At 64.9% G+C, this 14542-nt stretch carries 8 protein-coding genes; 4 read left to right on the forward strand and 4 right to left on the reverse strand.

Annotated elements, in window-relative coordinates; genetic code table 11:
* Positions 1–431: 431 nt before the first annotated feature.
* Positions 432–1814, reverse strand: coding sequence for a hypothetical protein (locus tag OHA18_RS41400; protein ID WP_329000883.1), 1383 nt, complete (start codon positions 1812–1814; stop codon positions 432–434).
* Between the two features lie 539 nt (positions 1815–2353).
* On the opposite strand from OHA18_RS41400, the gene OHA18_RS41405 reads away from it, so the two are divergent.
* A complete protein-coding gene (locus OHA18_RS41405; RefSeq protein ID WP_329000884.1) occupies positions 2354–3658 on the forward strand; it encodes a HEPN domain-containing protein in 1305 nt (434 codons plus the stop codon).
* Positions 3659–4021: 363 nt separating this feature from the next.
* On the opposite strand, the gene OHA18_RS41410 is transcribed toward OHA18_RS41405, so the two are convergent.
* From OHA18_RS41410 to OHA18_RS41420, 3 genes are all read right to left on the reverse strand, one after another.
* Positions 4022–7105, reverse strand: coding sequence for a hypothetical protein (locus OHA18_RS41410; RefSeq protein WP_329000885.1), 3084 nt, complete (start codon positions 7103–7105; stop codon positions 4022–4024).
* A gap of 1069 nt (positions 7106–8174) precedes the next feature.
* Positions 8175–9608, reverse strand: coding sequence for a hypothetical protein (locus OHA18_RS41415; protein ID WP_329000886.1), 1434 nt, complete (start codon positions 9606–9608; stop codon positions 8175–8177).
* A 167-nt stretch (positions 9609–9775) separates the two neighbouring features.
* The gene (locus tag OHA18_RS41420) at positions 9776–11011 is read right to left on the reverse strand and encodes an IS110 family transposase (RefSeq protein ID WP_329000887.1); all 1236 of its coding nucleotides are present in this window, start codon (positions 11009–11011) and stop codon (positions 9776–9778) included.
* Positions 11012–11436: 425 nt separating this feature from the next.
* Here OHA18_RS41420 and OHA18_RS41425 point away from each other — a divergent pair, with 425 nt between their 5' ends.
* From OHA18_RS41425 to OHA18_RS41435, 3 genes are read left to right on the forward strand one after another with little or no spacing between them, the layout of a single operon-like run.
* Positions 11437–12555 carry a tyrosine-type recombinase/integrase gene (locus OHA18_RS41425; RefSeq protein ID WP_329000888.1) on the forward strand — a complete coding sequence of 373 codons (1119 nt, stop codon included), beginning with the start codon at positions 11437–11439 and terminating at the stop codon, positions 12553–12555.
* Positions 12556–12591: 36 nt separating this feature from the next.
* Entirely contained in the window at positions 12592–12939 is a 348-nt protein-coding gene (locus tag OHA18_RS41430) for a helix-turn-helix domain-containing protein (protein WP_329000889.1), read from the forward strand.
* Positions 12940–12962: 23 nt separating this feature from the next.
* Complete coding sequence (locus tag OHA18_RS41435; protein WP_329000890.1) at positions 12963–14498, forward strand: hypothetical protein; 1536 nt, start codon at positions 12963–12965, stop codon at positions 14496–14498.
* Positions 14499–14542 lie beyond the last annotated feature (44 nt).

The raw sequence follows: 14542 nt of genomic DNA on the forward strand, positions 1-14542 counted from the left end.
GTTCAGCCCAGCCGTGCCGTCGCGACAAGCGGAAGATGCTTACGACATAGACCGTTGGCTGGCGGAGTACCTAGGTCACAGCAACCCGGGTTCACACTGAGGCTCTACACCCACAGTTGCCGTCGTCACACGAGCGTGCGCGCTCCACCGAGCAGTGACGGAGCAGTACCTGTCGGGTCCGCGCCAACGTCTGCCTTGTCGCTGGACCTTCGAGAGATGCGAGTCGGTGAGGGGCTGCTCCAGCTCGATCAGCCGGTCTACTGGGCCGAAGGTGGCAGCCCGCAGCGGACCCCATCGGACAGTACTTCGTCGGCAGTGCTTCGAGTCGTACCGTTAGATCCTCGACTACCGGATCTTTCCCGACGCGGGCCACCGCCGCTACCTCCTGGTCCACGCCGACCCGACGGTCACGCTGATCGAGTAACACTTCCTCAAGACACGCCTGGATCGGTTGCCGAACTGACAGGCACCGCCTGCTCCAGCTCCAGCTCCAGCTCGCGGTAGCTGTAATAGCCGCTCTGTTCGAAGATCCTGACCAGCTTGAGAAACTCTGTCCAGTGCTGACGGTTCTCCGGGTACACGCCGGCCGTCAACGCGGCCATTCGCGCGGCTGCCTCGGGCATCCCGTTGGCCAGACGGCATTGATCGTTGCCGACCCAGGCCTGGAGCAGATCCTCCAACTGTGCCGAGGTCAAATGTTCAGCGTGCTCGACAAGCACCCGGTTGGCCAGGTAGCTCCCGGTCGCCCAGTTCGGGGTCCTCTTCACGACCTCGATGAGCGTCGGGACGAAGTAGCTTGTTGGGCGAGCGGCCATGACATCGATCTGCTCAAACAGCGGCATCGCATTGAAGATCTCCTCGAGTGCCGGAAGATGTTCGCGAGCGACAGGCACGCCTACGAGCGCGATGACCGCCATTCGCTCTTCTACAGGAAGTCCGGGCTGTTCGACGAGGGCGACGAGCCTGTCACGGACAGGCGCGTCGACGGCGTCCCAGAAGAAGTCGTCATCCCCTAGCCTGGCCAGCGCACGAGCCTGCGCCGTGCCTTCGAGCGCGGCGAAGCGGCTCATCTGGGTGTCCACGACATCTCGCACGAGGCTACGGTCCCGCTCGGCGAAGGCCTTGAGTGTTGACGCCATCGGATCCGCGACGACGCGATTGGGCACGACGACACCTTCGGGCAGGTCGAGCTCATGCAAGGCGTGCTTGGCCGCGATCGCCACGATTCTCCGGCGGGTGCCTGTTCGGACCCGGTCAAAGTAGGTCGACTGCAGGTGCGATGGCGCCGGCGAGAAGGTGGGATCAGTGACGTAGTTCGTGAACGACGTCTGAATCCGCTGGCCCTGGACAGGCGGGTGCAGCAGCAGGGTGGTCAGGGCGACCGCGAGATGAGCCCGGGCAACTTCGGGTTCGGGCTGATATGCCTCGCCGTGCCTGCGCAGCGAGGGGTGGACACAGAGATGCCGGTCCTGCCGGATCCGTTCCAGGTCGCGTTGCCCGATCGAGTCGATCAACTCCAGGTCGACGGCTGTCTTGAGGAGCTGGTCCTCGATGGCTTGCATTGTACGAACCCCCTCGGGGCTCAGTCCCTGTTCCTGCGCCTTGACGACCTGTTTCTGCATCGCCTGGGCAATCGGCTCACCCTCCTCGGCGAGTTGTCCGACTTTCCCGAGGAGGTCGGCAACCACGGCTGTCCAGGTGGCGGCGATCGCGGCCCGGACCGCGCCCGCGTTGTAACAGCGCAGGGACTCCTGGACCAGCGGCCGAAGATCGCGATCCCATACCCGGTCGACACTCGCTTCAAGATCTAGCACCAACCTATTGTGGCCCCAGGGTCCCGAAGTCTGAATCGATCCTCCGTCGTGTGGGGTGGGCGGCCTTCGGCGACATCGTTCAGCAGCAGTTGAGCACCTCCTCCTCGTCGACCGCTTGGCGGGAAGACGGCGACGAGCAGAGACACGGCACCGCGACGGCCCATCGCCTCGGCGCGACGAGCTGTCTGGGCGCGCCGTCCGTGACACCTATCGCTCGGATCAAGACTTCGAGTCTGGGGTGGCAAAGGCTGCGGCTCTGCGCCGACTTCTCTCGACAGTCGCGCTGAACGACACCCGACTGCGGATGCCAGACCTCACTACCGAGCGTAGTCTCTTTGCATGTCCACTCGGGACAAGAAGCTGGGCACGGGGCGGGCCGTACGCCGCGTCGACCATGTACCTATGCGATCAACACGAACCGAGCCCCACTAGCCCCAGCTCACGCGCATCCGCCGTGTCGCCACCGTCCTGCGAGCCGGAGAACCTTAGATAGATCCGTGATTCAAGACACAACAACGCCCCAGCCCGCCGTCTGGTGGATGCCTGGCCGACGGCATCGGCTGCCAGGTACCTACGAGATCGGCGAGGACGGTGGCGTCGAGATCACTCTGATCGGACAGCTTCCCCGCGCGGACTTCAGCCCGATCGACATTCTGTGGGGCGAGGTACAAGGCATCCCGGTCACCTGTGAACGGGCAGTGCCCTCCTGGTACGCCGGCACGGGGAACCGACACGACAGACATCGGCTCCACATCGACACCGCCTATGAAGGAGCTCGCCTCAGGTCGCCGCGCACCACGCTCTTCTCCGCGGCCGGAGCCACGATCACGAACCTCGAGGCCTTCCACCGCAGGTCGATCATCGGACACATCGACGGTGGGTACGCGACCAACGACGGAGGCATCACCGACATTCCAGTCGGCCCAGGGACAGTCAGCTTTTGGGCCGGTGCGCGACAACGGCGCACCGCATCGCCGGAGACGCTAAGCATCACGGCCGTCCACTCTGTGCGTGTGAAGCCCATTCAGCCTCTGACGTACGACCAGATGCTGCAATCCTTCCTGCGGCCGCTCAGTAGCCTCGTCAGCCTCAGCGGACTTACCGCCGAATCCCTCTCCGCGGTAACTCTCCACAGGCGTGACAGTGGCAGCAAGGCCTCGTGGCCGATACAGGTAAGGCGCCACCTCTCTGCCCGCGGCGAACGCGAACTTCGGTTCTGGGAGATGTTGCTCCACACCGAGAATCTGGCGATTGAGAGCCAACTCGCCGGCTGGTTCAAGTTCTGGAACCGATGCACGATGGCGTTCTCGAGCTTCGAGGAGAGTCTCGCGTCGCGTGACGTCGCGTCTCGTCTTCTCTACGCGACCGGCGCATGTGAGGAACTGCATGCGACTCTCAGACCCGACCGCGAAATCCCGACAGCCGCGCAGACCGAGAGGCTTGAGCGAGTGTTGGCGACTATTGCCACGGGCAAGGACCGGCGTTGGGCTAGGAACATTCTGAAGCGAGGTCACCTCCCGTCGCTGCAGACCCGTCTCGAGGACCTTGCAGGTGCCCTTGACGCTGACTTCGGGCTCGCGCTGCTTGGGCCGCACAAGCCTTGGGCCGCGCAGGTTGCCGACGTTCGGAACGCTCTCGCCCACAGCGACGCACGCGCCACTGAGTACCTACAAGACCCCGATCTCATGTACGAGCTCACCAACACCCTGCAAGTGCTCTTCACCATGAACGTTCTCCCAGAGCTCGGCTTCACGCCGCCAAGCGCGGCCGAAGCATTCAAGGCGGTGCCGACCCTTGCTTGGAGGCTCGGCGGCTACCCTGCTGCGGTTCAGACTCGCGCGTAGTCTGACCTGTGCGCGCGCGGTACTGCGCGGATGAGCGACCAGCCCGGCGCCTGAAGGCGACGCTGCGGGCAGACTGGGAAGCGATGCCGTGATCGTCCCCGATCTCCGGGACGCCTCGGTCGCTGCTGCGGAGCTAGAGTGCAGTCAACCCAAGCATCAGACTAGGTACGGCACATCAAACGGTCTCGTATCGGGCTTGGCATAGGGACCCAGTAATGGTCCCCGACGTCGCCGAACGACACTCTCCCTGGCGCGTATGTGTGCCGGAACGTTAGTCACTCGCTTGGATCGGCCTTGCTGCGGTCGAGCAGGCAGTTCTGGCAGTGGAATGCTGGGGCGTGGTCGCTGGCTCTGGCCTCGAGTCTAGTTGTCGTCGGCGGTGTGGAGTGTAGTGCGGACGCTATAGCAGGGATCCTGTTCCAGGAGAGCCCGCACCGGCTGGTGGAATTCTTCCGGAGGCTCACCCGCCATCGCTCTGGCCAGCGCGCGGCGGACCCTCACGTCTGGATCTCTGGCAAGGCGCTGACCCACGAACTCCGGCTTTCCGTACTTGACCCAAAGAATCCCCGCCAGGCTCCGAGGCGCCCAGCCATGAGAAACCAATGAACCGACGTCGCCCTTGATCGTGTCGAGGCCGAGATCTCGGAGCGCCTCGGCGGCCCACCGGTCAGAGTCAGTGCCGTCGCCAAGGAGCGCGAAGGCGAGATTCCGGACGTTCGCTCGTTCGGCACGCTTCTTCACGAGGTGGGCGGCGAGGAAGATCGCACGGTTGCGTATGTCGCGGTCGACGTGCTTGAAGTGGACCGCCCCGAGCTGGTGACCGAACTGACGCTCGAACGCGTCATGTTCGGATGGCGTCGGGTTCGTCGCGCACTGGCTCGCGGCGGCGAGAAACCTCACGCGATCCCGCTCTCTTAGATCAGTGACTAGGTTTGACACAGCGATCAGATACTCGCACCGGTCGTTCGAGCCCACGAGCGGATCGTTGGCCCTCCTGAAGAGTTCCTCAATTGCCGGGATACGGCGAGCTGCTGGAAGGTTTCGCGCGAACACGGAGTCCGGGATCCCCGAGGTTCCGGACGTGAAGACGCCGGGCACGTGCTCCAGAGGGGTCGTGAGTCTTGTCAGCGCACCCTCGGTGGCATCGGCGTTGCTGATTTCGGAAGTCTGCGCCGCGATGACTTGCTGGGCCCATTGGTTTCCCTCCGCGGCAAGCTTCTCCAGGAGGCTCCGAACGGCCTCGAAGAACTCGTCAACAACGGCCAAGGTCGTGCCGTTTCGTGCGGACTGAGAGCGCGCGAGCAGCGGGATCAAATGATGCAACGCCGACCGCCGAAGACGAGGGCGACTGCGCGCGATACGCGCGACCGCGACTGCCTCGTCTTCGTCGTGGTACCGGTAGTGGTTGCTGTCGACCGCCGGCTGAGTCTTGAAGTGTTGGAGGGCCAGCCTGGCTCGTCTCTCGGTGAGACGATGCGCGATTCCCGCGAGTGCTTTGTGAGCCCCCTGGTAGCGAGACGTGTTGAAGCCCCGCAAGTCGATCAGTCGCCCGTCGTCCGCACTCGCGAACTCTTCGAGGACATGATCGGCGATCTGCCCAACCAGGGAATCAGGTACAAGGTCGACTTGAACTGCGAGGAGTTGGTACGTGGTCCCGACCGTCCAGTAGTTCGGCGCCGCGAGGTCCGTGACAGAATCGATGAACGTGAGGGAGTTCGCCTCTGCCAATTTCTTGATGCCATTGACGTCCCCCGCTCTCGCCAGATGCCGGGCGCTCCGTTGGAGCTCACCGACCTCCCCGAGGACTGAGGCGAGCACTCGGCGAGCCTGTTCTTCACCGGGCCAGTCGGCTGTTGCGACAGCATCCCGCAAGGCGCGTTGCGCAGAGATTGCGGCGGAGCGGAGGTTGCCACGGCGAAGGCCGTCGAGCGCGCCCTCATATGCCTGCTCGTCGATTGGCACGATGGTCGACGCAGGACCCATGTCGCGCATGGCGAGTTGCAGGGGCAGCAGTTCATCGCTCGTGAACGGTCGCCATCGTCCGCGAAAAGCACGGCGGCTGAAAACCCACCTGTACGCATCTGTCCAACGCTGAGCCAAACAGGCATCACCTGCAGCTTCGGCCCAGCTGCCTTCGGCCAGCTCGAACTCCTGATTGAGAGCGCATCGCCGCGCGTAGCGGGCGGTGACCAATCCATTCAACGCGTCACCGAGGCGGCGTGTCCGCGCGTCGGCGAGGAGGGCTCGCCAATCCCCGTCAGCCTCCGCGACCAGCAGCCTGAGTCGGGTCCTGATGTGCGGGTCGTCGATACTCTCCTGCAGGGCCGACAGCGTCTCCTGTGCATCGGCGAGCCACTCCGAGCGGTCGTTCGCCAGCTCAGTCTCGCCGGCGAGGACGCCGAGACGAGCTCGGTCTATTGGGTCCCCGACCAGAAGTGCCGACGTTTCAGGGACATCCCCCAAAGGGTGGAAGTAGACGTGCATCGCGGCGTCTGGGACCTTGTCGAGCTCTCTGCTCCGCTCGGAGCCCGTGACAGTTTGCGCGAGCTCGTGCAGTTCACGTTGGAGACTCTGCGCAGTGCCGGTCAGGCCTTGATCGAGAGCGAACCACAACCGATCAAGCGTACTGCGGACGGCTTCCTCGCCGCGGCCAAGTTGAACCAGAAGGCGCGCGCGAGTGGCCTCGTGCTGGGCGGCGTGGCCCCCGAATCCCGCTTCTCGGAGCTTGGTCTGCGCGGCTTCGATCAGGCTGAGGGCATGCGCTGGATCCGTCGACTGTACCTCCGCCTGCCGCAAGAGGTCAGCTGCTCCAGTAGCCACCTCTGGTGTCCTCGCCAACGCGTCCCGCGCCACAACGGCGTTGCCGGTCGGTACGACGAGCGGATCGATCGTGAATGGATCACAGAAACGCACCGCCGTGGGCATACCGAAGAACCTGATGACGATCGATGGTTGGTCGCGGAGTTGCTCAGAGAGGTTCCTGCTGTCCCACAGGTCGAGCCTGATCGGCGCGAGCTCGCGTTGCAAGGTGGCGAGCATCTTGGCCGCCTCGGTCGTCTGCACCTTTCGACCGACAGCGATGATGAGTCGTTCGACCTCAAACGGCCGCTCAGTGGTTTGGAATTTCTCCACCGCTGCCTTGAGGTCGGCGGGACCGAACCTCTTGTACCTCTTGCTCTGAAGTGCCACCGCCGAGCCACCCGGCGTCCAAGCGACCACGTCAAGGCCGAACTGCGCCTGACCACGCTCCCCATAGATGAGTGCCTCACGCAATCCCTCGACGTCACGCATCACCTGCCACAGGAGCTTCTCAAAGTTCTCCCAGGTCATCTCGTTGAACGGCAGCAGGTCCAGACTGTCCATGACCGGAGCCGCGGCGATTGCGGTCGGCGACTCCTCCAGCGAGGAGCCGAACGACAGCGACTGCCAGTTCTCAAGTCCAGGCACCCATTCCCCCTCAGTCCTACGGCACCCATCACGCCGACTACCCAGATACTAGTAACTGGCACGGAAATTCCGACCGCTCCGCGCCGCTCATAGTCCACGGGCCGGAACTGACGTTTCCTGAGCCGGTCGAAGGGCTCAAACGCGTGAAGTTCATGGAGCGGGAGGCCAAGAGCGCGTGGGGTTCGACGAGACGCACGCTGGCGGACATCGTCGTTTCGTCCGCCAGCAGTCCGGACGGGAGACTGCCCCTCGCCAGCCCGGTACCTGCAAGCACACATGCTCGAGGTCTCGGCGGATTTCGCGCACCTCGATCAGGTCCGCGGAGACCCGCAGCGCCCTCCGAGGAGCGGCCGCACGGCCTGATTCGATTGACCGGCCGGTCAATCGGGCCGCCCTCTCAAGCAGATCCCAGCCAGCGCCCCGTAGCCGGTTCAAAGCGCCCACCACAATCCGCACCGCGCTGTCCTTCTCAGTTCTCCTACGTCGTCTGTCATCGGGGAGCTGACCTTGGCTGCGGTAGCAGCATCGCAAAAGCCACCGGTTCGGTACCGCAGACGGGCCAGCCAATCCTCATCGGTCCTGAAATACCTGGCAGGACAGAATCCCGTCCAGGGGCTGTCTCGCTCCGTTGGAAGTACCGCAACAGGTCGTCGAGTCCTCAACCCTTCGCGCCGGCCTCGACCCAGGCGTCGTAGCTCACTGCCGCGGACGTGCAGCATTCCGTTCATTGCCGGTCCGCCTCCAAGTGCCTTCCGCCCGGACAGCTCCGCTGACCTGCCCGTCGCCCGCTGGACGACCGTCCGCTCGTTGAAGCTGAACGGGCCGTTCCAGAGCCGGAAGTGGTTGATCGGCTCATCGACAGCTGTATGCGGATCAACCTGACCTCCAGAAGCAAGGAGCAGCACCCGGAACCGCGCGGCGACCACCGTCCCCGCGGTGCCACCGCCGACAACGACGCCGCACCTACTCACGCTTGATCTCCTCTGGCGCAGTGGTGGTCAGCGAGCGGGTCAATCTGCACAGCGGTCGTCAAGGCAGGATCAATCAACTGTCAGTAGACGATTCGCGGTCAAGAACCAAACTCCGCGACTGGTTCGTCGACGGCAAGCACCAGGTCGCGAGTGGTGTCTCGGATGCCGAACACCTCATGGAGGCGTGTGGTCGCGTCGCCGGTCGAGCCGACCCACGAGTCGCGGACCAGACGCGAGAAGGTCTCCGAGGTGAGGTGTCTATCCTCGCCGACCGGGTAAATGGTTCCTCCAAGTGGACCGGTGCCCGGGTTGAGCAACCAGCGTCGCATGTACTCGCTGGGAACGTAGAAGCCAGGGGAAAGCTCGCCGGCTCGCCCGGGGCGAGCGGAGACTGGCTCGACGAACTTGACGAACGTGAAGCCATCGCCGAGGCGGTATGTGATCAAGTCGTCATCGGGCGCCGTCGTGTCGTGCATGCCCTCCAGTGCGCGCATCCGCGCGACCTGGCTCCCCAGTCGACCATCGGGCCGGAAGATCAGCCGTCCGTCCTTCAGCCGTTCGAGGAGCTTGTACTGCACGAGCACGAACGTGTCCGGGTCTCGGCGCACATAGACCAGGTCAGCGCCGGTCGCCGACTCGACGGTCGACACATTGATGTTCTTGATCAGAAGACGCCGGTCCTTCCAGCGGAACCCCCACCAGCCCCTGACGCTGTATATGTCCCGGTCCCAGCCCGGGAAGACCCCCGCGTCGTCGGTGATCACGTCATTCTCGCTGGCCCGTCCCGCCGTGATGTCGAGCGCGGTCGCCCACTCAGACGGCGACGGCGCCTCCTCCGGCTCGAGCTTGTGCCAGCTCGGCGTAAAGATGTGCAGTGCCGATGACATCGCCTCGTGGACAGCGACGGCCTGGCGACGGACTCTTGCCGTTGCCGCTCGCTCGTCCATCGCAGCTCGCAGCGAGGTTCGAAGCGCATCTGTGACTTCGGGGGCGAGCGCATGGACCGCGTCGGTGACCCATTTCGCAAGCTTCGGAGACATCGGCCGCATCGGGCCGGCGATCGTCTCGTCGAACCTTCGCTTGTTCTGCGCATCTAAGCGGGAGCGAACGAGGTCGAGATCGATCGGGTCAGCCAGCACGTAACGTGCACGCACTTCGGCACGTCGCACACCCGGGTCCCTCGTCCTTGGGCCACCGTGCACGGTTCCGATCCCAAAGATCATGAGCCGATCGCCCAGGCGACCGGCGAGCAGAGCCAGATCGAGGGCTGTGCGCCGCCACTGCTGAGCAGCGACTGTCTTCGGGAACGAGTGGTCGACCGGACCGCCGAATTGTCCGTCGGACTCGACCGGTAGGTCTTCCGATGGCTCGGTCTCGTCTTCCTCCTCGAGGAGCTCCATCTCTCGTTCCCATGCTTCCTCGAGCTCGGCCTCCTTCCGCGACCCGGGCATCGGGCGGAAGCGCGGCTCCGGGAGTGCCCCCAAACGAATGATCTCGACCTCTTCAGAGTTCATGACGACGATGGCGGTCACGACCACTCCCTCCAGCGCGCCCCGGTCCAGCAACGCTCGGCTGGTCACGCAGGGTCACCTGAGCGATTCTGTCAGGTCAGTCACCGTCACAGACCCGTGAATCAACTGTTGGAGCGCAGGCGCGTCAGCGCGTCGGGCTTTGCCCGACACGCTTTATGTGGCTGGAGTTATGCGACGGGGTCGAGTTGGACGGTGTGTCCGAGTCTTTCGAGTTGTGCGAGAAGCCGGCGGGTGTGGGCCTCGTCGTTGCGGCGGGCGAGCCAGTCCGCACCGAGATCGCGATAGGGCTCGTCGTTGCTGAGCATGTGGAAAGCGGCGACCAGGATGGAGTGCGCGACAGCGATCTGTGCTCGCCCGGCGCCGCGGCGTCTGGAAAGCCGGGCGTGCTGCGCGGCGAGGTAGTTCTTGCCGTGCATCCGGCTGACTGAGCCAGCAGCCTCGACCAGCATCGCGGTCAGCCACTTGTTCCCGTGCCGCTTCCCAGTCGGGGTGCGCTTGCCTGCCGACTCATAGACCCCAGGCGCGACCCCGGCCCAGGCCGCAAGCTTGGCCGCCGAGCCGAACCTCGACATGTCCGCGCCAGTCTCAGCAACGATGACCTGCGCGACCTTCTCCCCAACACCGGGAATGGTCTGCAGTAACTCCATCTCGTGCGCCCACGGCCGGCACTCGACCCGGATGGCCTCATCGAGATCGGCCAGGGCGTGCTCGACCAACTCGAGACGATCCATGATCGCGCCGGCCATCCGGGCATGGTGGTCGTCGAAGTGCCCCTCGAGTGCCTGGGCGAGGTCCGGGATCTTCGAGCGCATCTTGCCCTTGGCCATCTCGGCCAGCACCAGCGGGTCGCGCTCGCCGTCGATCATCGCGCGCAACATCACCCGCGCCGACACCGTCGTCACCGACCACGCGACCGTCGACAGCTTGATCGAGGCGTCTTCCAGCATCAACTCCAGCCGAACGGCCTCGCGCGTCCGATCGCCCATCAACTGCACCCGATACCGGGTCAGCATTCGCAACCGACGAATCGGCGGCGGCGGAACGAAGGACGGCGACAACAACCCGTGCTCCAGCAGCTGCGCGATCCACTCCGCATCACGCACATCGGTCTTGCGACCCGGCACCGCCTTCATATGCGCGGCGTTCAGCAACCACACCTCCATCGCCTCCTCGAGGCAATAGAACGGTGGCTTCCAATAAGTCGACGTCGACTCCATCGCCGCGATCGTCACACCGCACTCGACCAGCCAGTCACGCATCACCCGCAACGACCCGATCGTGGTCTTGAACGTCCGCGTCTGCGACGACCTGCTCCCCTGCCGCTTACCCGGAACGCGCACGCAAACGGTGACCGATGCCTTGCCGACATCCAAACCCGCCACCCGCTCGAACAACACCTCCATCGAAGACTCCCTTCCGGACTCGACCCGACCCACGACACCCGCGGCTACGCGCCGTCCGGAGGACCTTCTGCCAGGACACAGACCCACGTGCTCGCAGCAACAATCCACCGGCACCCGAAGACCCCGCGCCTTACACATCTACGGGCTCACCCGCACCAGTGTGTCCCGACGTCACCGGACGGCACACCCCGATTCTCATCCACCGCCGCAGCGACGAAGTCGCAAGCCGTTACACATCTTGCACCTAAGGAGCGAAGGCCGCGAATCAACTCAGAATTGACCGATTCCGGTAGTGCACAGGGCGAGTGCTTTGCCGGGATTTCGTGGCGCGCCGGGACTGCGCTGGTGGTGGGGTTGGGCGTCCAGAACTGGTAACTTCCGGTTGTCATTGTCGCATCTAAGTTGACGACCTTTGGGGTGTCTGCGTGAGTGTTCCGGGCTCTGCGCATCTGGTGCTGGCGCCCGGTGTGGTGCATCTGGACGAGCCGTCGGCGGTGTTCGAGGCGATGCTGTCGGGGTGGGCCAGGCAGCAGACGTCGCGGTTGCTGGCCGATGCCACGATCGATCCGAGACTGTCGCTGGTGCGGCGATTCGGCGAGTTCGCCGGATCGCATCCGTGGGATTGGACGGCCGGTGATGTGGAGGATTTCACGGCCAGCCTGATGGCGGGTGATGACCGGTTGGCGCCGTCGACGATCCGCGGTTATCACCTGACGCTGCGGCTGTTTTGCGACTACCTGCTAGACGGCCGATACGGCTGGGTCGGGCAGTGCGAGGAGCGGTTCGGGGCCATCCCGTCGCAGGTTTGCCACGACTACAACACCGCCGCGCACCTGGTCGACTACGAGGGCAGACCCGAGCGCCGGCCGTTCACCTATGACGAGTTGCAGACGCTGTTCGACTTCCTCGACTCCCGGGTCGAGGTCGTCGCCCGGTCCGGCCGCAAGGGCGCTTTGGCGGCGATGAGGGACGCGCAGATGGTCAAGACCGCCTACGCGTTCGGACTGCGCCGGCGCGAGTTGTGCTTCCTCGACGTCGCCGACCTGCGCCCGAACCCGCGGATGCCGCAGTGGGGAACCTTCGGTGCGGTGCACGTCCGCTATGCCAAGTCCAGCCGCGGCAGCGCACCCCGACGCCGCACGGTGCTGGCCGTCCCGGAGTTCGACTGGGCCATCGACGGGCTGCGGCAATGGGTCGACCAGGCCCGTCCGCTACTGCGCCCCGGACCACGCCAGGAGCTGTGGCTGACCGAACGCAACCAGCGGGTGTCGGCCAAGACGATCGACAAAAGGTTCGCGTTCCTGCGCGCCCAGGCAGGGCTTCCGGCCGACCTGACCTTGCACTGCCTGCGGCACTCCTACGTGACCCACCTGATCGAGTTCGGCTACCCCGAGCGGTTCGTCACCGAACAGGTCGGCCACTCCTACGCCTCGACCACGGCCCATCTACACCTCGGTGTCCAACGACTTCAAAACCAAGACCCTGCAGGCCGCGCTCCAGCGGGTCTACGGAACAAACACCAGCAACGGAACGCACACCACTAGCCAGGACGACACCGAGTGCCGGGAGGAAGGATGACGATGAGCGAGGGCGTGAGGATGGTGATCCGGTGGAATCTGCGCCAGGTGATGGCCGAGAACGGCATGTTCGCCACGACCGATCTGGCGGAGCCGCTGCATCAGCGAGGTGTCGAAATCTCCCGGCAGATGGTGCATCGGGTCGTCACCAAGACCCCGCAACGGATCAACGTCGACCTGCTCGCGGCGCTGTGTGACATCTTGGACTGCACCCCGAACGATCTGCTCGAGGTGCGTCAGGAGCAGATCCGTCAGTCACCCGCGGTCGGCCAGGCCGGACCTGATGGAGGGCCTGGAATCGGTGACCTGCGGCCGATCCGTGCACGCGTCCGCCGGCCCGGCGACCGATAAACGAGCAAGCAGACGAGCAGCAGATGAGTGAGCCTTCGTGCTTCGACTGCGGCAGCCCTAGCATCCACACCCGGCTGCCACACGCCTGGATCTGCAAGGCCTGTCGCCGGCGGCGCCACTACCACCCCCGACCCTGCCCGGGCTGCGGCACGACCCGCCCACTCGCCTACCAGTCCACCAAATCCACAGACCGTGCAAACGACAGCGAACACGGCGACGGCGACGGCGACGGCGACGGCGACGGCGACGGCGACGGCGACGGCGACGAGAGGATTGTCTGCGCGTCCTGCGCCGGCGCCGAGTCGGTCTTCGCCTGTCACGAGTGCGGTCAAGAAGACCATCCATATGGCGCCACCCGCTGCGCGCGCTGCTTCCTGCGCGAACGGCTCACCGAACTCCTGACCGACCCCGGCACCGGCCAGATCCACACGCGGCTGCGGCCGGTGTTCGACGAACTGGTCAACTCCGAACGGCCTCAGACCGGGATCTGGTGGCTGCGCAAGCAACCCGGCATCGGCCCACAACTGCTGGGGCAGATGGCCCGCGGTGAGCTCGAGATCAGCCACGACACCTTCCGCGCACTGCCCTGCGACCGGGTCCACAACTACCTGCGTGAGCTCCTCGCCTCGGTCGGCGTGCTGCCCGCCTACGAGCCACGGATCGAGCGGATCCCGCCCTGGCTCGACCAGAAACTCGCCCCGCTCACCCCTGACCACGCTGACCACGCCGACCTGGTCCGACGCTTCGCCCACTGGCACGTGCTGCGCCACCTCCGCAACATGGCCCGCCAAGGAGAGCTCACCAAGACGATGACCGACGGCGCCCGCGACCGCATCTCCGCAGCGATCCGCTTTCTCGCCTATCTCCACGCACACGGTGCCACCGCGGCCACCGCCACCCAGGATCTGCTGGAGCGCTACCAAATCAGCCACACCGTCAGCCTGGCCTCGGAATACACCTTCATCACCTGGCTGCGCCGCAGCCGGATCAACACTCGGCTGCGCATCCCCTATGTCCCCGCCGGACCACCCACAGTCAGCATCTCCGATGAAGAGCGCTGGCAGCACGTCGAACGCCTGCTCCACGACCAGACCCTGCGCAGCTACACCCGACTCGGCGGACTCTTCACCCTGCTGTTCGCACAACCCCTCTCACGCATCGTTGCCATGCGCACCAACCAGATCACCATGCACGCCGACGGCCGCGTCGACGTCACGTTCAGCACCATCCCAGTCCAGATGCCCACCGTCGTCGACCAGATCATCCGAGACCACCTGCAACAGCGAGGCAAAAGCCTCTACGCCTCCCGCGGCACCCAATGGCTCCTCCCCGGCGGCACACCAGGACACCACCTCCAGACCGAGAACATCCGCGCCCAACTCGTGGCCATCGGCATCAAACCCTACGAGTCACGCAAAGCCGCACTCTTCCAGCTCGCCGGCGAAATGCCCGCCCCAGTACTCGCAGAACTCCTAGGCATCCCCGACAGCACCGCCGCCGACTGGGCCAAGCTCGCCGCACGCGACTGGACCGGCTACATCGCCGACCGCGCACACTGACCCGAACTCAACCCAACCTGAATACGACCCCTCCGCCAACAGGC

Origin of the sequence: Kribbella sp. NBC_00709 (assembly GCF_036226565.1) — a bacterium.
Taxonomy (GTDB): domain Bacteria; phylum Actinomycetota; class Actinomycetes; order Propionibacteriales; family Kribbellaceae; genus Kribbella.